Origin of the sequence: Paenibacillus polysaccharolyticus (genome assembly GCF_023714295.1) — a bacterium.
GTDB classification, from domain to species: Bacteria; Bacillota; Bacilli; order Paenibacillales; family Paenibacillaceae; genus Paenibacillus; species Paenibacillus polysaccharolyticus_A.
Map to the genome: position 1 here is coordinate 31,020 of NZ_JAMAUN010000019.1, position 24,385 is coordinate 55,404.

Annotated in this window: 24 protein-coding genes and 1 other annotated feature; of the genes, 1 reads left to right on the forward strand and 23 read right to left on the reverse strand. The window is 46.8% G+C overall.

Annotated features, from left to right (window positions below):
• Nucleotides 1–141: 141 nt before the first annotated feature.
• The 21 genes from M3629_RS27480 to M3629_RS27580 all read right to left on the reverse strand — a co-directional run bounded on the left by M3629_RS27480 (nt 142) and on the right by M3629_RS27580 (nt 21,806).
• Nucleotides 142–390 carry a ribosomal L7Ae/L30e/S12e/Gadd45 family protein gene (locus tag M3629_RS27480; protein WP_251512088.1) on the reverse strand — a complete coding sequence of 83 codons (249 nt, stop codon included), beginning with the start codon at nt 388–390 and terminating at the stop codon, nt 142–144.
• A 200-nt stretch (nt 391–590) separates the two neighbouring features.
• Entirely contained in the window at nt 591–4,205 is a 3,615-nt protein-coding gene (gene rpoC, locus M3629_RS27485) for a DNA-directed RNA polymerase subunit beta' (RefSeq protein ID WP_251512060.1), read from the reverse strand.
• A 112-nt stretch (nt 4,206–4,317) separates the two neighbouring features.
• The gene (gene rpoB, locus M3629_RS27490) at nt 4,318–7,863 is read right to left on the reverse strand and encodes a DNA-directed RNA polymerase subunit beta (protein WP_123067248.1); all 3,546 of its coding nucleotides are present in this window, start codon (nt 7,861–7,863) and stop codon (nt 4,318–4,320) included.
• A gap of 413 nt (nt 7,864–8,276) precedes the next feature.
• Nucleotides 8,277–8,879 carry a class I SAM-dependent methyltransferase gene (locus M3629_RS27495; protein WP_251512062.1) on the reverse strand — a complete coding sequence of 201 codons (603 nt, stop codon included), beginning with the start codon at nt 8,877–8,879 and terminating at the stop codon, nt 8,277–8,279.
• Nucleotides 8,880–8,977: 98 nt separating this feature from the next.
• Entirely contained in the window at nt 8,978–9,340 is a 363-nt protein-coding gene (rplL, locus tag M3629_RS27500; protein ID WP_145336480.1) for a 50S ribosomal protein L7/L12, read from the reverse strand.
• 71 nt (nt 9,341–9,411) lie between these two features.
• Nucleotides 9,412–9,915: a 50S ribosomal protein L10 gene (gene rplJ / locus M3629_RS27505; RefSeq protein ID WP_090924685.1), complete on the reverse strand. Its 504-nt coding sequence runs from the start codon at nt 9,913–9,915 to the stop codon at nt 9,412–9,414.
• Between the two features lie 23 nt (nt 9,916–9,938).
• Nucleotides 9,939–10,085, reverse strand: a sequence feature (ribosomal protein L10 leader region).
• Between the two features lie 68 nt (nt 10,086–10,153).
• The gene (rplA, locus tag M3629_RS27510) at nt 10,154–10,846 is read right to left on the reverse strand and encodes a 50S ribosomal protein L1 (RefSeq protein ID WP_090924686.1); all 693 of its coding nucleotides are present in this window, start codon (nt 10,844–10,846) and stop codon (nt 10,154–10,156) included.
• Nucleotides 10,847–10,940: 94 nt separating this feature from the next.
• Entirely contained in the window at nt 10,941–11,366 is a 426-nt protein-coding gene (gene rplK, locus M3629_RS27515; protein WP_017692062.1) for a 50S ribosomal protein L11, read from the reverse strand.
• 68 nt (nt 11,367–11,434) lie between these two features.
• Nucleotides 11,435–11,968 carry a transcription termination/antitermination protein NusG gene (nusG, locus tag M3629_RS27520; protein WP_024633599.1) on the reverse strand — a complete coding sequence of 178 codons (534 nt, stop codon included), beginning with the start codon at nt 11,966–11,968 and terminating at the stop codon, nt 11,435–11,437.
• Nucleotides 11,969–11,990: 22 nt separating this feature from the next.
• Complete coding sequence (secE, locus tag M3629_RS27525; RefSeq protein ID WP_024633600.1) at nt 11,991–12,182, reverse strand: preprotein translocase subunit SecE; 192 nt, start codon at nt 12,180–12,182, stop codon at nt 11,991–11,993.
• Nucleotides 12,183–12,203: 21 nt separating this feature from the next.
• Complete coding sequence (gene rpmG / locus M3629_RS27530; RefSeq protein ID WP_072735843.1) at nt 12,204–12,353, reverse strand: 50S ribosomal protein L33; 150 nt, start codon at nt 12,351–12,353, stop codon at nt 12,204–12,206.
• A 310-nt stretch (nt 12,354–12,663) separates the two neighbouring features.
• Nucleotides 12,664–13,308 (reverse strand): RNA polymerase sporulation sigma factor SigH, encoded by a 645-nt coding sequence (gene sigH / locus M3629_RS27535; RefSeq protein ID WP_024633601.1) that lies wholly within the window; start codon nt 13,306–13,308, stop codon nt 12,664–12,666.
• Between the two features lie 172 nt (nt 13,309–13,480).
• On the reverse strand, nt 13,481–14,002 hold the full coding sequence (locus tag M3629_RS27540; protein WP_251512064.1) for an NYN domain-containing protein: 522 nt from the start codon (nt 14,000–14,002) through the stop codon (nt 13,481–13,483).
• 5 nt (nt 14,003–14,007) lie between these two features.
• On the reverse strand, nt 14,008–14,754 hold the full coding sequence (gene rlmB / locus M3629_RS27545; protein ID WP_123067243.1) for a 23S rRNA (guanosine(2251)-2'-O)-methyltransferase RlmB: 747 nt from the start codon (nt 14,752–14,754) through the stop codon (nt 14,008–14,010).
• 50 nt (nt 14,755–14,804) lie between these two features.
• On the reverse strand, nt 14,805–15,263 hold the full coding sequence (locus tag M3629_RS27550) for a Mini-ribonuclease 3 (RefSeq protein WP_251512090.1): 459 nt from the start codon (nt 15,261–15,263) through the stop codon (nt 14,805–14,807).
• A gap of 59 nt (nt 15,264–15,322) precedes the next feature.
• Nucleotides 15,323–16,723: a cysteine--tRNA ligase gene (cysS, locus tag M3629_RS27555; protein ID WP_251512065.1), complete on the reverse strand. Its 1,401-nt coding sequence runs from the start codon at nt 16,721–16,723 to the stop codon at nt 15,323–15,325.
• 65 nt (nt 16,724–16,788) lie between these two features.
• Nucleotides 16,789–17,442 carry a serine O-acetyltransferase gene (cysE, locus tag M3629_RS27560; RefSeq protein WP_251512067.1) on the reverse strand — a complete coding sequence of 218 codons (654 nt, stop codon included), beginning with the start codon at nt 17,440–17,442 and terminating at the stop codon, nt 16,789–16,791.
• Between the two features lie 522 nt (nt 17,443–17,964).
• A complete protein-coding gene (gltX, locus tag M3629_RS27565; RefSeq protein WP_251512069.1) occupies nt 17,965–19,419 on the reverse strand; it encodes a glutamate--tRNA ligase in 1,455 nt (484 codons plus the stop codon).
• 33 nt (nt 19,420–19,452) lie between these two features.
• Complete coding sequence (gene ispF / locus M3629_RS27570) at nt 19,453–19,929, reverse strand: 2-C-methyl-D-erythritol 2,4-cyclodiphosphate synthase (RefSeq protein ID WP_017692052.1); 477 nt, start codon at nt 19,927–19,929, stop codon at nt 19,453–19,455.
• Complete coding sequence (ispD, locus tag M3629_RS27575; protein WP_251512071.1) at nt 19,926–20,618, reverse strand: 2-C-methyl-D-erythritol 4-phosphate cytidylyltransferase; 693 nt, start codon at nt 20,616–20,618, stop codon at nt 19,926–19,928. The genes ispF and ispD overlap by 4 nt, the downstream gene beginning before the upstream one ends.
• A gap of 102 nt (nt 20,619–20,720) precedes the next feature.
• Nucleotides 20,721–21,806, reverse strand: coding sequence for a PIN/TRAM domain-containing protein (locus M3629_RS27580; protein ID WP_251512072.1), 1,086 nt, complete (start codon nt 21,804–21,806; stop codon nt 20,721–20,723).
• Between the two features lie 173 nt (nt 21,807–21,979).
• Between M3629_RS27580 and M3629_RS27585 the strand changes: the two genes are divergently transcribed.
• Nucleotides 21,980–22,375, forward strand: a complete 396-nt coding sequence (locus M3629_RS27585; RefSeq protein ID WP_251512074.1) for a DUF1573 domain-containing protein — start codon at nt 21,980–21,982, stop codon at nt 22,373–22,375.
• 152 nt (nt 22,376–22,527) lie between these two features.
• On the opposite strand, the gene pssA is transcribed toward M3629_RS27585, so the two are convergent.
• On the reverse strand, nt 22,528–23,259 hold the full coding sequence (pssA, locus tag M3629_RS27590) for a CDP-diacylglycerol--serine O-phosphatidyltransferase (protein ID WP_251512076.1): 732 nt from the start codon (nt 23,257–23,259) through the stop codon (nt 22,528–22,530).
• A 41-nt stretch (nt 23,260–23,300) separates the two neighbouring features.
• Entirely contained in the window at nt 23,301–24,377 is a 1,077-nt protein-coding gene (disA, locus tag M3629_RS27595; protein WP_251512077.1) for a DNA integrity scanning diadenylate cyclase DisA, read from the reverse strand.
• Between the last annotated feature and the right edge of the window lie 8 nt (nt 24,378–24,385).

The following is a 24,385-nucleotide window of genomic DNA, read 5'->3' on the forward strand; positions in this document are numbered from 1 at the left end:
ACCCCCTTCCTCAATTATTCATGTTTCTTTACAAACCTTTATCTAAGCCCACAGACCCAGGCGGTTCATAAAAAGACAAATGAAAAGTTTTTGCCTTGGAGAATCCTTAAATGTTCTCGGACAAAAACGTTCCTTACCGTATCATTTTACGACAGCAGCCATCGCTGCTCCCACTCCAATCCCGCAAGCTTTGCCGAGATTTTTCATTGTGTCCACTCTTGTGTATTTTACATTGTGTTGTTCACACAAAGCAATGATTTTGGAAGTGAGCTGCGGATCACTATCTTCTGCGACATAGACTTCTAAAGCCATTCCTGTCAGCACTGTCCGCATGGTCTGTTTGGTACCAATCTTGACATGAGCATCTTGCAAGCCTTTTTCATTAGACATCATACATTCCTCCGAATAGGACCAATTACAATCAGCTGCCCACGCACCTTTGATATATTAGCATCTAGCGCAAGCATTGTCAATGCTATTCCAAAAAGTTTTTATAAAGTTTGTGTATATCAGGATTCGTCGCTCGGATATTACAAACGTCGTTTCCTGACATACACATTCTTTACTTCCTCAGAACAAGGAAATCTATATTAATCTACCGAAACTGGCTCCAGTTCTTCTACAGAAGATTGGCCATCTTCAGGCTCAGCAAATTTGATGCTGCGGTAACGGTTCATACCCGTACCAGCAGGGATCAACTTACCGATGATAACATTTTCCTTCAGACCGAGCAACTGATCGACTTTACCTTTGATTGCTGCATCCGTCAATACACGTGTTGTCTCTTGGAACGATGCCGCTGAGAGGAAGGAGTCTGTTTCAAGGGATGCTTTTGTAATACCGAGCAAGATTGGTTTTGCAACCGCTGGCTCTTTATCACTCAGAATCGCAATTTTATTAGCTCTTTCGTACTCATGCGTATCTACAAATGATCCCGGCAACAGCGTTGTATCTCCCGCATCAACGATACGGATTTTACGCAGCATTTGACGAATCATAACTTCAACGTGTTTGTCATTGATTTCTACGCCCTGGTTACGGTATACGCGCTGTACTTCCTGCAAAATGTAGTTCTGTACGCCACGTACGCCTTTGATGCGCAGCATTTCTTTTGGATCGATAGAACCGTCTGTCAACTCGTCACCCGCTTCAATTTCCATGCCTTCGCTTACGCGGACACGGGAACCGTAAGTAACAGAGTACACTTTGGATTCTGCTTCACCTTGGATTTCGATTTCACGACGATCTTTCGCTTCGCGAATCTCTTTAACCACACCGTCAATCTCACTGATCGTTGCTTGACCTTTAGGGTTACGGGCCTCGAACAACTCCTGGATACGCGGCAAACCTTGCGTGATGTCGTCTCCGGCTACACCGCCGGTATGGAACGTACGCATTGTAAGCTGTGTTCCTGGCTCACCAATGGATTGTGCAGCAATGATACCAACCGCTTCACCAATCTCCACGTGTTTACCTGTCGCAAGGTTGCGACCATAACACTTCTTGCAGACACCATGGCTTGCACGGCAGCTGAGAACGGAACGGATTTGCAATTTGGTTACGCCAGCTTTGATAATCGCCTCTGCTTTGTCAGAGTCAATCAACTCGTTACGGCCAGCGATAATTTCTTTCGTTTCTGGATGACGAACAGTTTCGAAGCAGTATCTGCCCTCAATACGGTCGTAGAGATCTTCGATAACCTCTTTACCATCCTGGATACGACTAACGGTAAAGCCTTTATCTGTACCACAATCGTCTTCACGCACAATTACGTCTTGGGCTACGTCTACGAGACGACGAGTCAGGTAACCTGAGTCGGCTGTACGCAGGGCTGTATCCGCGAGACCTTTACGCGCACCGTGAGTGGAGATAAAGTACTCGAGTACTGTCAAACCTTCACGGAAGTTCGATTTGATTGGGAGTTCGATAATACGACCAGACGGGTTGGCCATCAGACCACGCATACCACCCAATTGAGTGATTTGTGATTTGTTACCCCGTGCTTTGGAGTCAACCATCATCATGATCGAGTTGTAACGGTCCATGGATTTCATCAGGATATCCGTGATGTCATCTTTAGATTTTGACCAGATATCAATGATACGGTCATAACGCTCTTCATTCGTAATCAAACCACGACGGTACTGGTTTGTAACGATCTGAGCTTTATCTTCGGACTGTCTGAGAATTTCGAATTTCTCAGGTGGAACGACAACATCGGACACGGCTACGGTAATACCCGCGCGCGTCGAGTACGTGAATCCAAGTTGTTTGATTTTATCCAAAATAACCGCAGTTTCGGTTGTATGATAAATTTCAAAACAACGAGCGATGATGGAACCGAGGTATTCTTTGCCGACACCGCCAGCTTGAGGAGCATTAATAATAGCTTCTCTCAAGTCAGCACCTTTCTCATAAACAAATGAATGATCCGCTGTACCTTGATACAGGTTCGCGCGAGTCGCATCATTGATATAAGGGAAGCTTGCTGGGAAAATTTCATTAAAGATAATTTTACCGATCGTTGTCAACAACATACCTTTTTGTTGCTCTTCCGTGAAACTTGTTTTACCAAGTGCTTTAACCGGAATAGCGACACGTGCATGCAGTCCAGCAGTACCCCGTTGGTAAGCAGATACAGCCTCATTGACTGTACGCAGAACCATACCTGTACCCTTCTCTTCTTTGTTGTCCATTGTTAAATAGTACGAACCAAGAACCATATCCTGGGAAGGGGTTACAACCGGTTTACCGTCTTTCGGGTTCAAAATGTTACCTGATGCAAGCATCAGGATACGCGCTTCCGCTTGAGCTTCAGCGGACAATGGAACGTGCACGGCCATTTGGTCACCGTCAAAGTCGGCATTGTATGCTGTACATACGAGCGGGTGAAGACGAATCGCTTTACCTTCAACCAGAATCGGTTCAAACGCCTGAATACCGAGACGGTGAAGCGTAGGGGCACGGTTCAATAGTACCGGATGCTCCTTGATGACTTCTTCAAGAACATCCCATACTTCAGGACTTACACGCTCAACTTTACGTTTTGCGCTCTTGATGTTGTGGGCAAGTCCTTTATTTACAAGCTCTTTCATCACAAAAGGCTTGAACAGTTCCAGTGCCATATCTTTAGGAAGACCGCACTGATACATTTTCAGGTAAGGTCCAACAACGATAACGGAACGGCCGGAGTAGTCAACACGTTTACCGAGCAAGTTCTGACGGAAACGACCTTGTTTACCTTTCAGCATATGGCTGAGGGATTTCAAAGGACGGTTACCCGGACCTGTAACAGGACGTCCACGACGACCGTTATCGATCAAGGCGTCAACTGCTTCTTGCAGCATCCGCTTTTCATTTTGCACGATGATATCTGGCGCGCCCAGGTCAAGCAGACGTTTCAGACGGTTGTTCCGGTTAATTACACGGCGATACAAGTCATTCAAGTCAGACGTAGCGAAACGTCCACCATCCAGTTGTACCATCGGACGAAGTTCCGGCGGAATAACAGGAAGTACATCCATGATCATCCACTCTGGGTTATTGCCAGAGTTACGGAATGCTTCAATTACTTCCAACCGTTTGATTGCACGGTTACGACGTTGTCCTTGTGCAGTGCGGAGCTCTTCCTTCAAGAATTCAAGCTCTTTCTCTACATCAAGGTCTTGAAGCAATTTTTTAACTGCTTCTGCACCCATGCCGGCTTGGAAGCCGTATCCGTATTTTTCACGGTAGCTGCGATATTCCTTCTCGGACAACAGCTGTTTTTTCTCCAGTGGAGTTTCTCCTGGATCAGTTACTACATATGATGCAAAATAAATGATCTCTTCGAGAGATCTTGGAGACATATCCAATGCGAGACCCATACGGCTCGGAATACCTTTGAAGTACCAGATATGCGATACCGGAGCAGCAAGCTCAATATGGCCCATCCGTTCACGACGGACTTTCGCACGTGTTACTTCAACCCCACAGCGATCACAGACAACGCCTTTATAACGAACGCGTTTGTATTTACCGCAATGACATTCCCAGTCTTTTGTAGGGCCAAAAATCTTTTCGCAGAACAGCCCTTCTTTTTCCGGTTTCAACGTACGATAGTTGATCGTTTCCGGTTTTTTCACTTCTCCGCGGGACCAAGAACGAATTTTCTCTGGGGAAGCAAGCCCGATCTTCATGTATTCGAAATTGTTGACGTCCAACAAGGAGCAACCCTCCTTAACCAATTCCTGTATTCTAGGTTACGCCTGCCCCGGCTGTAGCCGGAGCATGACGTGAGCCTGATGAAAAACGCCGGTCATCATGCGCTCGAAGCGATTATTCCGCTCCGACCTCTGTACCCTCAAGGTTGAGGCTGAGCTTATCGCTCGCAGCGTCATCTTCATCGTCCATTTCTTTCATTTCAATCTCTTGCTCATCTTCACTCAAAATCTTAACGTCCATACCCAAGCTTTGCAGCTCTTTGATCAATACTTTGAACGATTCAGGAACACCTGGTTCCGGTACGTTCTCGCCTTTGACAATGGACTCGTACGTTTTCACCCGACCGACAACGTCATCGGATTTAACCGTCAAGATTTCTTGCAGAGTATAAGCCGCACCATATGCCTCAAGCGCCCATACTTCCATCTCCCCGAAACGCTGTCCACCGAATTGGGCTTTACCACCCAGCGGTTGTTGCGTAACAAGTGAGTAAGGACCTGTGGAACGGGCATGGATTTTATCGTCAACCATGTGTGCCAATTTGATCATGTGCATGACACCAACGGTAACTTCACGTTCAAACTCTTCACCAGTACGGCCATCATACAGTACCGTTTTACCGTTACGTTGCATACCTGCTTCTTCCATTGTATCGAAGACGTCATACTCCTTCGCTCCGTCGAATACAGGTGTTGCTACATGGATACCCAGCTGCATTGCTGCCATACCTAAGTGAACTTCAAGCACTTGACCGATGTTCATACGGGAAGGTACGCCCAGTGGGTTAAGGACGATTTGAACCGGTGTACCGTCTGGCAGGAAAGGCATATCCTCTTCCGGCAAGATGCGGGCCACGACCCCTTTGTTACCATGACGCCCGGCCATTTTATCACCCTCGGAGATTTTCCGTTTTTGGGCAATATAAACACGAACGAGCTGGTTTACACCTGGTGGCAGTTCATCTCCGTTTTCACGGGTAAATACTTTCACGTCAACAACGATACCATCGGTACCGTGAGGTACACGGAGAGATGTATCACGCACTTCACGTGCTTTTTCACCAAAGATTGCATGCAAGAGACGCTCTTCTGCAGTCAGCTCTGTTACTCCTTTTGGTGTAACTTTACCAACGAGAATGTCGCCAGCAGCAATTTCGGCACCGATGCGGATAATACCGCGCTCATCGAGATTACGTAACGCTTCTTCCCCAACGTTAGGGATATCACGCGTGATCTCTTCAGGTCCGAGCTTGGTATCACGAGCTTCCGACTCATATTCCTCGATGTGGATGGATGTGTATACATCTTCTTTAACGAGTTTTTCGCTGAGTAGGATCGCATCCTCGTAGTTGTAACCTTCCCATGTCATGAAGGCAACGACTACGTTGCGTCCAAGAGCAAGTTCACCCATTTCCGTCGAAGGACCGTCAGCAAGAATGTCGCCAGCTTTAACCGCAGCGCCTCTTTTTACGATCGGACGTTGGTTGATGCATGTTCCTTGGTTCGAACGCATAAATTTGTGTAATTTATATTTAACGATATCGCCTTTGACTTCTTGACCGTCAACCTCTTCTACACGACGAAGCCAGATCTCGTTCGCGGAGGAACGTTCAATAATTCCGTCATAATCGGCAACAATACATACACCGGAGTCTTTCGCAGCTTTGTGTTCCATACCTGTTCCTACAAGCGGAGCTTTAGGAATCAAGAGTGGAACCGCCTGCCGTTGCATGTTTGATCCCATGAGGGCACGGTTGGAGTCATCGTTCTCAAGGAACGGAATGAGCGCCGTAGCGACAGATACAACCTGCTTAGGAGATACGTCCATGTAGTCCACTCGTTCACTCGGCATCGTAAGGATGTTATCCGACTGTTTGTTGTAACGTACAATGATCGCATCTTCTGCAAAAGTGCTATCCTCGTTCAGCTTCGCGTTCGCCTGAGCGATAACATAGTTGTCCTCTTCGTCTGCTGTCAGGTAATCAATTTGCTCAGTGACAACACCCGTCTTTGGATCAACCCAACGATACGGAGCTTCAATGAAGCCATATTCGTTCACACGGGCAAACGTCGACAAGGAGTTGATCAAACCAATGTTTGGTCCCTCTGGTGTCTCGATCGGGCACATCCGGCCATAGTGGGATGGATGGACGTCACGGACTTCCATGCCGGCACGCTCACGAGTCAAACCGCCCGGTCCGAGTGCGGACAGACGACGTTTATGTGTCAACTCGCCCAGCGGGTTCGTTTGATCCATAAACTGTGACAATTGGGAGCTACCGAAGAACTCTTTAATCGATGCGATTACCGGACGGATGTTGATCAATGCTTGTGGTGTAATGACATTTGCATCCTGGATGGACATTCTTTCACGAACCACACGCTCCATACGGGACAAACCGATACGGAACTGATTCTGCAAAAGTTCACCCACAGAACGCAGACGACGGTTACCCAGGTGATCGATATCATCCGTGCTTCCGATGCCGTGCAACAAGTTCAGGAAGTAACTGATGGAAGAGATGATATCCGCTGGCGTGATGTTTTTCACGGACTTGTCAATGTCGCCATTGGCAATCAGCTTAACCACTTTACCATCTTCGATTGGTGAAAACACATCAATGGTTTGCATCGGGATATCATTGGCATCCAAAACGCCGTTGCCCACGTGATACGTGCGGAAGCCAACGCTTTTCTCCAGGTAAGGCATGATCTCGTCGAGCAAACGACGGTCAACCATCTGACCTGCTTCTGCAATGATTTCGCCTGTTTCAGCATCGATCAAAGATTCAGCCAAACGCTGATTAAACAAACGGTTTTTGATGTGAAGTTTTTTGTTGATTTTGTAACGACCTACGTTTGCAAGGTCATAACGTTTTGGATCAAAGAAACGTGCAACGAGCAAGCTCTTCGCGTTATCCAGCGTAGGTGGCTCGCCCGGACGAAGGCGCTCATAGATCTCGATGAGGGCTTTCTCGGTGGAATCCGTGTTGTCTTTGTCCAGTGTGTTGCGGATATATTCGTCATTACCGAGCAAATCCAGAATCTCAGCATCTGTGCCAAAGCCAAGGGAACGCAGGAGAACCGTAACCGGAATTTTACGCGTACGGTCGATCCGGACATAAACAACATCCTTCGCGTCCATCTCTAGCTCCAGCCAAGCGCCGCGGTTAGGAATTACTGTAGCGGTATACGTTTTTTTTGCGTTTTTATCTACTTTGGTACTGAAGTAAACGCTAGGAGAGCGAACCAACTGGCTGACAATAACCCGTTCAGCACCATTAATAATAAATGTGCCGGTGCTGGTCATCAGCGGGAAATCTCCCATGAATACTTCCTGCTCTTTGACTTCTCCGGTTTCCTTATTAATGAGCCGGACTTTCACCCGAAGTGGTGCTGCATAAGTAACGTCGCGTTCTTTCGCGTCATCTACTGTATACTTCGGTTCTCCGAGACTGTAATCGATAAATTCCAAAATCAAATTACCTGTAAAATCCTGGATCGGCGAGATATCCTGGAACATTTCGCGCAACCCTTCCTCCAAAAACCAATCATATGATTTCTGTTGGATTTCAATCAGGTTCGGAACTTCGAGTATCTCGTTAATTCGTGCATAACTGCGCCGAGTGCGTCGACCATATTGAACAAGATGTCCTGCCAACTTAAACTCACCCCTCAATGTCTACTCACTTTAAAAATTTCGTTGCGAACCTCTGTTTGTAACCTTATAATGGTACACATACAGAGCAAAGCAATGCACCCGCAAATAAAGAAAAGCCCTTATTCGAAATGTCGTTCGATAAAAGAGCAACTTTGATCGGCGGATGTCTTTCCAAATCATTCTTATCCCCAGTTTGCCCAAAATGTACATATTATACGCCAAACATAGGCATAATAAGCCCGGTTCGGCGTAAAAAAAGGTTGACATTTTTAGTTAGCTAAAGCCAAGTAGGGCATCTTAATACTGACATTTTACAACTATACCACGGCTTGAATTTCAAGTCAATAGTCCTATTGCAAAAAAAATGATCCCCTGCTTACTTTACAAATTCGAATGAACCTCTCACAGTTCCTCTACTCTTCTTTAACCGCTTTGAAGATTCTGTAGCCTTTATCCTTCGTTACTTCTTCCACTCGTGTAAACAACGATTCCAACTTCGCTTTCGCAGAAGGTGCCCCTTGTTTCTTTTGAATGACAACCCATAACGACCCGCCTACCTTCAAATGGCCATGCGCCTGCTCAAAGATCGTATGAACCGTTTCTTTGCCAGCTCGAATTGGAGGATTAGTTAAGATCACATCGAAATCCTGCTTCTTTACTTCAGCCAGTAGATTACTCTGCATTATATTAACATTAGCAATACCATTACCTTTGGCATTTTCTTTGGAAAGCTCAACCGCTCTTTCGTTGATATCGATCATGGTGACATGCCCATTCGGTACAAGTTTTGCTGCTGTAAGCCCGATTGGCCCGTAACCACATCCCACATCGAGAACATGAGCGCCTGACGGCAGTTCCATCGCATCAATCAATACTCTGCTGCCATAATCGATTCCATTTTTGGAAAAAACACCAGCATCCGTCACCAAGCGTAGACTAATTCCGCGGAGTACCGCTTCCGCAGCCTTGCGATCATGTGCCACTTGTGGTTTGTCCGAATAATAATGATTGGACATGCCCTCACTCACTTTCCATAGTTACATTTACAGCAACAAACCCCTTGATATAAGTCAAGGGGTTTGTTGTTTTGTTCATTCAGCTTGGATAAGCTAAATTATTTAACTTCGATTGTAGCGCCAGCTTCTTCAAGCTTAGCTTTGATTGTTTCTGCTTCTTCTTTAGAAACTTTTTCTTTCAATGCTTTTGGAGCGTTGTCAACTACTTCTTTAGCTTCTTTCAAGCCAAGACCAGTGATTTCGCGAACCGCTTTGATAACGTTGATTTTGGAAGCGCCAGCGCTTGCCAAGATTACGTCAAACTCGGATTGCTCAGCTTCAGCTGAAGCTGCGCCGCCACCTACAGCAGCTACTGGAGCTGCAGCAGTTACGCCGAATTCTTCTTCAATTGCTTTAACAAGATCGTTCAGTTCCAGTACAGTCATGCCTTTGATTGCTTCCAAGATTTGCTCTTTACTCATGATTGAACCTCCATATATAATTTTATTTTTTGTTATTTCATTACTGCTAGGCAGTATTCAGATCAAGTAGCTTACGCGCCTTGTTCTTCTTTGTCTGCAACAGCTTTAACCGCAAGCGCGAAGTTGCGAACTGGCGCTTGAAGCACGCTGAGGAGCATGGAGAGGAGACCTTCGCGGGATGGCAGTTCTGCCAACGCTTTAACTTCTGCTTCTCCAATTACACGACCTTCTACGACAGCACCTTTCAATTTCAGTGCATCGTTCTTCTTAGCGAAGTCGTTCAGAATTTTGGCTGGAGCTACAGCATCTTCTCCGCTGAATGCAATCGCAGTAGGACCTGTCAGAACGCTATCGAGTTCTGTCAATTCTGCTGCTGCAGTTGCACGGCGAAGCAATGTGTTTTTCAGCACTTGGAATTCGATTCCGGCTTCACGAAGCTGCTTGCGCAGTTCAGTAGCTTGGGCAACGTTCAATCCGCGGTAGTCAACAACAACTGTTGTCACGCTTTCGCGCAATTTTGCTGTTACAACATCAACGGACTCTTGTTTTGCTTGAATCACTTTTGCGTTTGCCAATCTGTACACCTCCTGATCAAATTTATCCCATTAAGAAAAGCCTCCGTAGAATCACGAAGGCTTGATATATACTCGCATCCGATTTGCATCGTTCAAGTTGTATAATCACACCTCGGTAGGAAATTAAGCCATATGGCACCTACTGTCTACGGCAAGCATATTCAAATGTCAACGGTCAGTCACTCGGACTCACAACTTTTATAGAATATCAGAACAGGGCGAACCTGTCAAGAATATTTTATCTAAAAGCTGCTGCGTTCACGCGTGCACCAGGGCCCATCGTAGAAGAAAGACTTACGTTCTTCAGATAAACACCTTTAGCTGCCGCCGGTTTAGCACGGTTCAGAGCATCCATGAGAGCTTTGAGGTTCTCATTCAATTGCTCGGAAGAGAAAGAAGCTTTACCGATCGGTGCATGAATTTGACCTGCACGATCCAGACGATATTCGATTTTACCGGCTTTGATTTCTTGAACAGCCTTAGTTACATCGAAAGTTACCGTTCCGGCTTTAGGGTTAGGCATCAGACCTTTACCGCCGAGCAGACGGCCCAATTTACCTACTTCACTCATCATATCCGGTGTCGCTACGCAGACGTCGAATTCGAACCAGCCTTGTTGGATTTTGTTGATCATGTCTGCATCACCAACATAGTCCGCGCCAGCCGCTTCCGCTTCTTTCGCTTTGTCACCTTTTGCAAATACCAATACGCGTTGTGTTTTACCTGTACCGTGTGGCAAGACAACAACACCACGTACTGCCTGGTCTTGCTTACGAGGGTCTACGCCCAAACGAACTGCTGCTTCGATAGTTTCATCGAACTTTGCAGTAGCTGCCTTTTTCACAAGCTCTACAGCTTCTGAAGGCTCGTAAGTTGCTTCGCTGTCGATCAGCTTAGCAGCTTCCAGGTATTTTTTACCGTGTTTAGCCATGTTATATTCCTCCTTTGTGGTTTTAGCGGATATACCTCCCACATTGACCGGCCGCGAATCGGCCGGCTTTACGAAGCCATGTTTCGTGTGAAAATTAGTCTTCGATGGTGATACCCATGCTGCGGGCAGTACCTTCAACCATACGCATTGCGGACTCAACGTCAGCAGCATTCAGGTCAGGCATTTTTGTTTCCGCGATTTGACGTACCGCGTCACGTTTAACGGTAGCAACTTTTTTCTTGTTCGGCTCGCCGGATCCTTTTTCAACTTTAGCTGCCACTTTCAACAGAACTGCTGCAGGTGGAGTTTTAGTGATGAATGTAAAGGAACGGTCCTCGAATACAGAAATCTCAACTGGAATGATCAATCCTGCTTGGTCAGCTGTACGAGCGTTGAATTCTTTACAGAATGCCATGATGTTGACACCTGCTTGACCCAATGCCGGACCTACTGGTGGTGCTGGATTTGCTTTACCTGCTGGAATCTGCAGTTTTACCATTTTGATTACCTTTTTTGCCATGATAGACACCTCCTTGCAAAATAGTGGTTAACGGGCCTCACAGCCCTCCCACAAGAAACTTGAAGAAACTATATCTTCTCCACTTGGGTGTATTCCAACTCAAGCGGTGTTTCCCGTCCAAACATGTTAACATGTACCTTGAGCTTGCTCTTGTCTACCAAAATCTCTTCCACGGAGCCCACAAAATTCGCAAAAGGACCGACTTTAATACGTACGGATTCCTTAATATCGAATTCAATTTTAGGCTTAGGTTCAACCATACCCATGTGCTTCAGAATTTGTTCCACTTCTTCTGGCAACAAGGCTGTTGGTTTGGAACCGGAACCTGTCGAACCGACAAAGCCGGTAACACCTGGTGTATTGCGAACAACATACCAAGAATCATCCGTCTGAACCATTTCGACCAAGACATAACCGGGGTAAACTTTACGCATAACGGTCTTTTTCTTACCGTCTTTGTTTACCACTTCTTCTTCCATCGGAACAAGAACGCGGAAAATCTTGTCTTCCATGCCCATGGACTCTACGCGTTTTTCCAAATTGGCTTTGACCTTATTTTCATACCCTGAATAGGTATGAACGACGTACCATCTTTTTTCCATATCAAGCCACCTGGGACCCTTCTTAAATAATCGCTTCGATCACAGCGGAGATGCCGATATCTACGACCCAAAAAAACAGCGTCATAACCACAACAGTACCAAGTACAATTAACGTGTAGTTCGTCAGCTCTTTACGATTAGGCCAGCGAACCTTTTTAAGTTCAGCCCAGCTTTCAGAGAAAAAGGAAATCAGAGATTTGAAACTACGTTTCACGCCGACTACACCTCCAAAAAACTATCTGGTTTCGCGATGAGAAGTCTGCTCGTTACAAAACTTGCAAAATTTCTTCATCTCCATGCGGTCGGGGTGATTACGCTTGTTTTTTGTCGTAGTGTAATTTCTTTGTTTGCAGTTCGTACAAGCCAAAGTAATAATTACCCGCATGATGTACACCTCCCGAAGACTTCCACATTGAAGCAGAGTCTCTAAATTGATCCTGAAAAAAAAGCCGTAAAATAGGCCTACCTAAAACACTTTATCACAAGGGTATAAGCATGTCAACGAAAGAATAACCTTTCGTCGATGGGTATTAATTCCGCAGGAAACGCAACGTATCTCTCATCTCTGATTTTTTCACTGCTCCAGTATGAACCGAGCGATTACTAGTATTTATCAAACCTTAACAATATAAACTACAGACAATAAAAAAAGACTCAAACACCGAGCCTTTTTCATCAACGACAACAACCTTTGTTCAATTATCTCGAACTTCCAGGTACTTTTCAAGTTTGCGCTTTACACGCTGCAATGCATTATCGATAGACTTTACATGACGATCCAAATCCACTGCAATCTCTTGATAAGATCTCCCGTCTAGGTACAACATCAGCACTTTACGTTCCAGGTCACTCAAAATCTCGGACATTTTATCTTCCAGGCCTACAAACTCTTCCTGGTTAATAATCAACTCTTCCGGATCACTGACCTGAGTTCCACAAATCACATCGAGTAACGTACGATCAGACTCTTCATCATAAATGGGCTTGTCCAGAGATACATAAGAATTAAGCGGAATATGCTTCTGACGTGTGGCTGTCTTGATCGCCGTAATGATCTGTCTTGTAATGCACAGTTCGGCAAATGCCTTGAACGAAGCAAGCTTGTCCCCTTTGAAATCACGAATGGATTTGTAAAGTCCAATCATTCCTTCTTGAATAATATCTTCCCGGTCAGCTCCGATCAAAAAATAAGATCTTGCCTTGGCGCGTACAAAGTTGCGATACTTGTTGATCAAAAACTCCAGCGCTTCGCTTTCGCCTTCACGGACCGCTTCGACAATGTCTTCGTCACTTTGGTAATCATACTTGGATAACATGATATCTTTGAGGTCGACACTCACAGACAATCCCTCCGGCTGCAACGCAAGGTACCCCGTTACTCTACTCTATGAAATATACGAACAGTATATATGATGGTACCTCCCACCGTCAACCACGGCATCCCTAAAAAAGAACAGCTATAACATAATTGTCAATAGTTTCAATATTGAAAAATTTGTAAGAAATCCGCTGTCAGCCTCGTCTCCAGCGTTCAAATTGCTGTAAAACATCCGGGCTTAATTTGCCCCCAATTGTATTCCGTGTTGACCTTGCCTGATCCTCTGCAAGCCGTTGTTGCAATTCCTTTTCATTTTGTTCCACTTCAATAAGCAGCTCTCTGGCAGATACGCGCAACGCTCCCTGTCCAAAGATGACATGTTGCTCTACCATATCGCTGGTTGCTACATAGATTTGGCGTCTTCGCATGCTTAGTTCCCGAACGAGTCTCTCGATACATTCGTCTGCCGTCTCTTTTTCCTTTGTAAAATGAACTTCAATTTTGCTCTGTGTAAAGGATTTACCGAGTCCTGGCACAAGGTAGGCGTCAAACACAACAATGACTCGGCGGCCGGAGAAAGCCTGGTAGTCCGCAAGCCGAAAGAGGAGCCTGTTCCGCGCTTCTTCCAATTCGTTCTCGGCTAGTTTGGATAATTCCGGCCAGCCGCCGATCATGTTATACCCGTCTACAAGAAGCACATCACGGGAATCAGCCATATCATCTATTCCTGCTCTTGACGAGCACGAAGCACCTCATACATAACAACGCCAGCTGCCACAGAGGCATTCAGGGAATTAATCTGACCTTGCATAGGCAATTTAACCAGAACGTCGCATTTCTCACGAATAAGACGGCCCATACCTTTGTTTTCATTGCCGATGACAAGTGCAACCGGTCCTGTGAATACTCCATTGCCAAACACGCCTTCACGCGCAGTAACATCTGTACCAACAACCCATACACCTTCTTCTTTCAATCGATCAATCGTTTGTGCCAGATTGCTTACACGAGCGACTGGAACATACTCTGCTGCACCTGCTGATGTCTTAGACACCGTTGCAGTTACAGATGCTGAGCGCCGTTTAGGAACAATGACGCCGTGAGCGCCTGTGCAATCCGCTGTACGCAAGATAGAACCCAGATTATGAGGGTCTTCAATCTCATCTAGCAGAATTAAAAACGGATGTTCATTTTTAGATTTGGCCGCTTCCAAAATATCTTCAACCTCAGCATAAGCATAAGGTGCTGCTTGAGCAACTACACCTTGATGCTGGATACCAGGAACCGTCTGATCCAACTTCCGCTTGTCCACATGCTGAATGACAATCCCTTGTTTTTTGGCCTCTGCAATAATCGGTTGCGTCAGATGTTTCTGCGCCGTATCAGCAATCCATATTTTGTTAATGGTCCGGCCTGATCGCAACGCCTCCGTTACGGAGTGTTTACCGGCAATCCATTCTTCTTCCATCCTCATTCGTTCCTCTCTGTATTGCTTGTTATATATATTTCAACCCGAAGCTATTTCGATGTTGATGCAGAAGCTTGCTCCGCCAACTCAATCCCCAGCCCGATCAATTGCACCATTCGATCATGCTGACTACTGCTATACAGATAACCGATCAGACATTCAAACGCCGTTGCATGTCTATACTCCAGCACATCTGCATTTTTGGGAACACTGCCCGATTTGGCATTCCGCCCTTGCCGCACAACATCTTGCTCTTCCTCTGTCAGTTCAGCCTCAATACTTGTCAGTATCCGGCTTTGTGCTCTGGCAGATACCAGTTTGGTTGCACTGCGGTGCAGATGGTTAGGGCGCATATTCGCTTTGGATAACAGATACTGTCTCACGGCAACCTCATATACCGCATCACCGATGTAAGCCAGCGCGATTGGCGGAATCAATCGTGCAGGCCTGGAGGGTGGATAAGGAAACCATCCCCCCTCAAGTTCATTAACCTGATTATTAGTCACCATTTGTTCGGCCTGTTCATCCAGCTCGACAGAACCAGACAAAACATTCTCTTTTTCTTCGCTCATTTGCGCCGCCATCTCATTCCCTGTGCGGTATCTTCCAGCAGAATCCCTTGAGCAGATAGTTCATCACGAATTTCATCCGCCCGAGCCCAGTTTTTAGATTTACGTGCTTCCACACGCTCCTGGATCAATCGTTCAATGTCCTCATCGAGAAGCTCCGGTTCAACGTCTGTATAGATTCGAAGCACAGCATTGAGTTCCGCGAATAGTTCAAGCAGCGCATGAATCTCAGCGGCATTAACCACATCTTGTTGCAACAACTGGTTAGCTTCCCCAGCCCACTCGAACAACGCTGTGATTGCATCCGGTGTATTAAAATCATCCTGCATTTTTTCATGATATTGTTGTCGAATCTGGTCTAGTCTTGCTGCAAATTCCGGTGTGACCTCCTGATTAACCGACACAGCTCCTAGGCGATGTCTCAGGTTACCTACTGCATTCGCAATTCGATCCACACTGTTTTGCGCCTGTTCCATCGTATCTTCTGTGAAATTGAGCGGGTTGCGATAGTGGGTGGACAACATAAAGTAACGAATTGCTTCACGTTTGTACTGATTACGCAAGTCTTTTACCAGAACACCATTACCGAGAGATTTCGACATTTTTTCGTTATCAATACGAATAAAACCGTTATGCATCCAGTAATTTGCCAAAGGCGCGCCTGTGATTGCCTCGGACTGTGCGCATTCGCATTCATGGTGAGGGAACTGCAAATCCTGTCCACCGCCGTGAATATCGAGCGTGTCACCAAGGTATTCTCTTGCCATGGCGGAGCATTCGATATGCCATCCAGGACGACCATCCCCCCATGGGCTCGACCAGAAGATCTCACCTGGTTTGGCTGCCTTCCAGAGCACAAAATCTTCCGGGTGTTCCTTCCGTTCATCTACACCGATCCGAATACCGAACTGCAACTCCTGCAGGTTTTGTTTCGACAATTGACCGTATTTTTCGAACTTTCCTGTTCGATAATATACGTCACCGCCATTTTCATATGCGAAACCTTTTTCAACCAGTTCACGGATAAAATCGATAATAAGAGGCATATTCTCCGTTACCCGTGGATTACTGCTGGCTTTAGGAATACCTAGTCCTTCCAGGTCCGCGTAATAAGCGGCAATAAACTTTTCAGCCACATGCGGTACGTCTGTGCCAAGCTGCTCCGCTTTGCGGATCAGTTTGTCATCGACATCAGTGAAGTTTACGACATAATTCACTTCATGCCCTGTCTGCTCTAAATATCCACGAACCGTGTCGAAAAAGATCACCGGACGTGCATTGCCGATATGAATGTAGTCATAGACGGTTGGTCCGCATACATACATTTTTACTTTGCCGGGCTCTTGTGGAACAAACTCCTCTTTGGTACGACTCATCGTATTGTAAATCTGAAGCGTCATAGTCACTTTTCCTTTCGTTCTAAACTACGTATACTTGATTCCATGGTTTATGTTGATCGATGGAATTATGTGCATTTCTCCGATTCTCGTGTATTTTGCAAAGTTCGCACTTCCTCCTGCAGCCGTTCAATCTCGCGCTGCATGCTGCGCAGAGAGTCAATAACCGGATCGGGCAATTGTTGATTGAGACGATCCACTCTACGACCATCTTGTTTGACGATTCTACCTGGAATGCCCACCACCGTGCTATTGGCAGGAACTTCTTTCAGCACAACGGAGTTTGCTCCGATGTTGCTTTGATCCCCCACACGGAATGATCCCAGTACCTTCGCGCCAGATGAGATAACAACATTATTACCAATCGTGGGGTGTCTCTTTCCTTTTTCTTTCCCTGTTCCCCCAAGAGTTACTCCTTGATAGATCACGACATCGTCACCTATCTCACAGGTTTCTCCAATAACAACACCCATACCGTGGTCAATGAACAAACGATCTCCAATCGTAGCTCCGGGATGAATCTCTATCCCTGTCATAAACCGGCTAACCTGTGATACGAACCGGGCGAACGAATACCATCTTCGCTTGTACAGATTGTGAGCAAATCGATGGGCCCATATGGCATGAAGCCCCGAATACGTAAATACGACTTCAAACCAACTCCGGGCGGCCGGATCATTTTCAAAGACCGTCTTAATATCGGATCTGATCTTTTTGAACATGCTCGTTCCCCTCTTGTTCCGGTTCTCGTCCTCCGGGTTCGCCGGACGGCGCGTTCCTTGGTATTATACTTGCGCATCGCCTAAACAAAAAACGCCCCTGCAGCACGAAGCTGCAGAGGCGTTAGTCGCGGTCCCACTCTGCTTGGCTCATTCCTCTCCTTAATATAAAAGGAATGAACCCTCTGATGGCTCGGTAACGGGAACCAGTCGTCGCCATCTATCCTGACGTTCTCCTCTATCCTAAAGACAAAGGCGGGGCCGGATTCGACGGTGCAGCTCACGGGTGCATTTCAGACTGCTGGACAGTGGATGGCTTACAGCCACCACTTGTTTGAACAGATAAATCTCTGTACATTGTGGGGCCATCCTCTCTGAATCTGTCCAAATCAGCTTACTTCTCCCGGTCTTTGCTGTTCTATATGAACGTATTATGACAATTTCAACCTTGTGTTGCTATTATAGCGAAAAGCCTTCGCACTGACAACCGGCAGAACCCAATTACATAAGTTGAACAATGAAAACTTACACTCGAGCCAGCAAACGCTGGGTAACCGTGTCACGGCCCAGTAGCACGATGGTCTGGTTGAGATCACGCCCATGTGTCTGCCCCGTCAAAGCAACACGGATTGGCATAAAGAGCTGTTTGCCCTTGAAGCCTGTTTCTTTCTGCACTTCCTTGATTAGCGCAGCCATTTTACTCGGCGTAAATTCGTCATTTGCCTGTACCTTATCTGCAAATGCCTTCAATACGGTGGGAACCTGCTCTTCAGCAAGCACCGCAGCGCCTTCGCTTTCCAATTCAACTTCGGAACGGAAGAACACTTCCGACAGTTCTACGATATCGGATGCCGCATTCATCTGCTCCTGATAGAGATGTACGAGCGTATATGCCCACTCTTTTTGTTCAGGTGACAGCTCCGCGGGCAGACGTCCTGCTTTTTGCAGATGCGGAATAGCCATCTCGGCAACTCGTGCAGGGTCCGCATTTTTGATGTAATGGTTATTCAAGTGCGCCAGCTTATGTGTATCGAATACGGCCGGGCTCTTGGATAGACGCTTCGTATCAAATATGGAGATCAACTGCTCTTGTGAGAAGATTTCTTCCTCTCCTTCTGGCGACCAGCCAAGCAGGGAGATGAAGTTAAACATCGCTTCTGGCAGATAGCCAAGCTGATCATATTGCTCAATAAACTGAATTACGGATTCATCGCGTTTACTCAGTTTTTTGTGGTTTTCGTTCACGATCAGCGTCATATGACCGAATTGCGGCGGCTCCCAGCCAAGCGCTTCATAGATCATCAGCTGTCGTGGTGTATTGGAGATATGATCTTCCCCGCGTAGGACGTGGGAGATCTTCATCAAGTGATCGTCCACGGCAACGGCATAGTTGTACGTGGGAATGCCGTCCTTTTTCACAATGACAAAGTCGCCTGATTCCTTGCTGTTAAACGAGATTGTGCCTTTAACCATATCGTTGAATGTATACGTGCGGTCTGCTGGTACTCGGAAACGAATGCTCGCCACGCGACCTTCCGCCTCAAACACCTCGATCTGTTCCGGTGTCAGGTCACGGTGTTTCCCGGAGTAACGCGGAGTTTCTCCACGAGCCGACTGTTCTTCGCGCTCCTGCTCCAACTCTTCTTCTGTACAGTAGCAACGATAAGCCAGACCTTTGTCCAGCAGTTCTTGCGTGTACTTGCGATACAAATCCAGACGTTCCGTCTGACGGTACGGCCCGTATTCTCCGCCTACATCAATACTCTCATCCCACTCGATGCCGAGCCATTTCAAGTATTTCAGCTGGCTTTCTTCTCCGCCCGCAATGTTCCGCTTCACGTCTGTATCTTCGATACGAATGATAAATTTCCCGTTATTATGTTTGGCATACAAGTAGTTAAACAGCGCCGTACGAGCGTTCCCGATATGCAGGTGTCCCGTTGGGCTCGGTGCGTAGCGCACCCGAATTTCTGTGCTCATATGATCCCCTCCGTCTCTAATTGGTTGATGATATCACACACGTACCAGGCATACAACGGATTGGGCTGCAATTCCCTCTCCCCGTCCAGGGAAGCCCAATTGCTCTGTTGTCGTTGCCTTCACGTTCACTTGTGTTACATCCGCTTCCAGTGCTTTGGCAATCACCTCAGCCATCTGCGGGATATAAGGTGCCATCTTTGGTTTCTGGGCAATAATCGTTGAATCGATATTCCCAAGTTTATAGCCGCGATCCTTCACAAGCTGCCACACATGCTCGAGTAATTTCAAGCTGTCCGCATCCTTGAATTCCGGATCGGTATCCGGAAAATGCTTGCCGATATCCCCAAGTGCCAGCGCGCCAAGAATGGCATCGCTGATTGCGTGCAACAGCACGTCTGCGTCCGAGTGACCCAGTAGCCCCTTTTCATAAGGAATGGTTACCCCGCCAATAATACACGGTCTACCTTCCACCAATTGGTGCACGTCAAACCCTTGTCCTACACGTATCATCGCTTCTTCTCTCCCTCAAGCCAAAACGCGGCATACTGTAAATCTTCCGGTGTCGTTAGTTTGATGTTGGTATAACTGCCTTCCACAACCTTAACCGACATTCCCTGGCGCTCAGCCAGCATGGCATCATCCGTCCCCAGAAACCCGTCACGTTCCGCGGATTCGTAAGCCTCCAGCAGGGAAAAAAGACGAAAAGCCTGCGGGGTTTGAATGCTCCACAGACTGCTGCGATCCGGCGTCGCTGTAACGATACCTTCCGCATTCACTTGTTTGATCGTATCCTTTACCGGCACAGCCAGAACAGCACCTCCGCCTGATTCGGCGGCAGCCATACATTCTCTAATCTGCTCACGGGTCACAAAAGGACGCACCCCGTCGTGAACGAGGACCCAATCCGTGCCTAGCGCCCGAAGGCCTTCATGCACTGAATACTGTCTCTCTTTCCCTCCGGGGATCACGCGGACACGCGTTTCCAGTTGGTATTCTTTTACCCATTCCAGGCATCGTTCAACATCTGCAGCGCCTGTAACCAGAATGACCTCACGGATCTCGTCCAAAGCCGCAAATACTTCAAGCGTATGTATGAAAACGGGCTTGTCCTGCAGCAGCAAAAATTGTTTGCTCTCGGTCGTTCCCATTCGGGTTCCCCGGCCTGCCGCCACAATGACAACGCCCCACCCTTTTTCCATGCCGCAATCCCTGCCTTGTCTGTCAGTTTATCGCCGGGCAACAATTCATATCTGCTTCGATATCCATCATCGTACAACGATACACTACCCATCATACCGCTTTTATTGGGCTTTTTCCAACAGTTTCGGCTTGGCAAAAATCATTCGTCCCGCAGATGTCTGTAGCACGCTGGTCACCAGCACTTCCATCATCATGCCGATATACTCGCGTCCACCTTCCACCACGATCATCGTTCCATCATCCAAATAGGCTACGCCTTGTCCGTGCTCCTTGCCGTCTTTGATAATCTGTACCATGATCTCTTCCCCCGGCAGCACAACTGGTTTCACCGCGTTCGCAAGGTCATTGATATTGAGCACGGATACTCCCTGAAGCTCACAGACCTTATTCAGATTGAAGTCGTTGGTGACAACTTTTCCTTGCAGTACTTTAGCAAGCTTCACCAGTTTGCTGTCCACCTCGGAGATTTCCTCGAAATCACCTTCGTAGATCAACACCTGCACATCAAGCTCCTTCTGGATTTTATTCAAAATATCCAGCCCACGGCGCCCACGGTTGCGCTTAAGCAGATCCGATGAGTCTGCAATATGCTGTAGCTCTTCCAGTACAAATTCCGGGATAACAATCGTGCCTTCGATGAATCCGGTTTTGCAGATGTCTGCGATTCTGCCGTCAATAATGACGCTGGTGTCCAAGATTTTATGTTCTTCCATTCTTCGCTCTTCTTCGGGCTCAGGGTGTCCCCATCGTCCCGACTTCCAGAATGACGCCAGATCATCTTTCTTAGCCATGGCCAAGCTATAACCCGAATATGCAGCCATTACCGTGAGAGCAACTTGTAGAACCTCTCCTGCGGTTCCGAGCCACGCCAGACAAGGATAAAGCAGTAATGCTACGAGTAGTCCAGCTAAGATGCCTGTTGCGCCAGCAGCAAGCTCGTTCATGGGTATTCTTGCTAAAGAATCAATACCACTGTTCAAACGGTTTGCCATCATTGTTCCACCGATCGTGCATACGGACATGAACAGTACTGCTCCTAGCAGTGTTGATATGCCCGCACCTAGCAGTCCCGCTGATTGGATCCATTCAGCCATCCAAGGAATGGACTTGCCTGCCAGATGATAAGCTGTGTACCCGAACCATGCGCCGCACAATCCAGTAAAAGTTAAAATGCCTTTTCTCCACATGAGTTCCTGCACCTCCTCAAATCATTCTTCATTTTCATATCCAGTATGATCCAATTATCGAAAAGCTAATCGCGTCAGTATGAAGTTTTTGGAAATCTTGCACTCGTCAGTTGAAAGTAAGACTTTTATTGGCATATAATGAATTCAATTCATATCCCGAGGTGAGTGGCAAAATGAGTACGCTAAGTTTACAGGCTTTTCAGGATCAAGTTTCCGAACTGTTGCTGCGGCATCGCAGCCTGATTGATGTACTGTCCAAAACAGGACAAGCCGGAGCCTCCGTTAACCGCGCTGTGTCCAAAGCCATTACCGAATGCGGCTGTATTGAGCTGCACGCCACCAAACAGAAATATGCCCCCGAGAGTGATATTTCTCAAGCCAAGGGCCTGCTGGAAACGCATGTGGAAGGTTCATTGTGTGAGAATTGCAAAGAGGTGATCAGCTCCGAGTTGGGGCGGAACCTGTTCTATATGTCTGCACTCTGCAATCTGCTGGACATTAACATGGAAGAGGTCGTGAATCACGAATCACAGAAATGTTCGACGCTTGGGATGTTCAATCTGTCTTAGCTAACTTGTCTTTCGTTACTTGGTCATAGTTCAAAAAATACAAACAAAAAGCACGCACACTCCTTTCAAGGAAATGTACGTGCTTTTTTATATTTTTGAACTTGTTAGGATATTAGATTTTGCCGAATGGGTAATGAAGTACCCTACCCCTTCTAATTGTCAGAAGACCGCGATGATTTCCTGTCCTTACGTTTTTTGGCACGATTGCGAGAAGCTGCCGTTCTCACACTATATCTCATGCCATATAGGGCATATAACACCAGCGGTATGAAAATCAGCTTGGAGAGTTGGTCCGGGAAAAGAACAGCTAGCGCAACCGCAAGCAACACAACCCATGGGGCGATCCAGATCGCCTTGCGAGGCAATCCGACTTTTTTGAAATTGGGATATTTCAGTGAGCTGACCATCAGATAAGATAACAGCAACGTAGCAACCATCATGCTGATAGGTCCAATATCCTTATGAAATAGCGAGAGCGTTGCCAGTACACCACCGGCAGCAGGAATAGGCAAGCCTGTGAAATACCCTGGAATGCCTGGGCGAACATTAAATCTCGCTAAACGAATCGCACCACAGATCGGAAAGGCCGCAGTTGCGATCCAGGCAAAGATGGGCATGGAATCCTGGAAGGATACCATAAAAATAATCAATGCAGGCGCCGCACCGAACGAAACCATATCCGATAGGGAATCCAGCTCCTTGCCGAATTCACTTTGTGCATTTAGCGCTCTGGCAACCCGCCCATCCAGACCGTCGAGTAGCATCGCAACGATAACCATGATTGCGGCCGAGCTGTATTTTCCGTTAATCGCCAGCAAAATGGCCAGCATACCCAGAAACAGATTACCTAAGGTAAAAAGATTTGGAATGAATCTGGTTAACATGTTGTTTCACCTCATCCATTAGAAGCCGTTATAAGCCATTCCTACATCTGTCTGTCAATAAACATCTGCTCTTGCAGACGTTTGAGACCTTCCTTGATGGTACGAGCACGAACCTCGCCAATGCCGTCCACTTCATCGAGTTCTTCAATCGTTGCCATGATGACATGAGGTAATTGCTCAAATTGATCCACCAGGTTATGAATAATTACATTAGGCAGACGTGGGATCTTATTTAGTACCCGATATCCGCGAGGGGCAACCGAATCTTCAGATGTTGCCGCAGATGAAGGATAACCAAGCAATCGTACAATATGATGTGCATCAAGCAACTCATCGTCCGACAATCTTTTCAAGCCCACGATAATTTCCCGAATCTTGTCATCGCTATCATCCCGCGCATAGTCTTTATACAGCAGCCATGCTTCTTCCTCTGTAGTACCCACAAGCTCTTCCATTTGCATGGAAATAAGTCTTCCTTCGTTCCCCAGTTCATCAATATATCGTTCAATCTCGGTTTTGATCCGCAGCACCATTTCCGTACGCTGAATAACATTGACCACTTCAGGAATCGTTACCAGTTCCTCAAATTCGGAAGCACTCAAATTGGTAAGTGATTGTTTCAGTACAGCTTTATACTTTTCAAGCGTTTGAATCGCCTGATTCGCTTTGGTCAAAATCACCCCGATTTCCTTAAGTGAATATCGAAGGGTTCCTTGGTATAGGGTAATAATGTTCCGGCGCTGTGAGATGGAAACGACCAACTTACCGGTTTGTTTCGCTACCCGCTCTGCGGTCCGGTGACGAATGCCCGTCTCTGAGGAAGAGATGGAAGAGTCCGGAATCAGTTGTGTGTTGGCATACAAAATCCGCTTCAAATCCTCACTCAGAATAATGGCACCGTCCATTTTGGCAAGCTCATATAGGTAGTTCGGGGAGAAATCACAGTTAATCGAAAATCCTCCGTCCACCACTTCCATTACTTCAGGGCTGTATCCTACAACAAGCAGTGCGCCAGTCTTGGCGCGCAGCACATTTTCCAGACCTTCGCGGAAAGGTGTACCTGGTGCGATCAGCCTTAACAAATCATTCATATTGTCCAGTTGGCTTGAATCCTTCATCTTGTTAT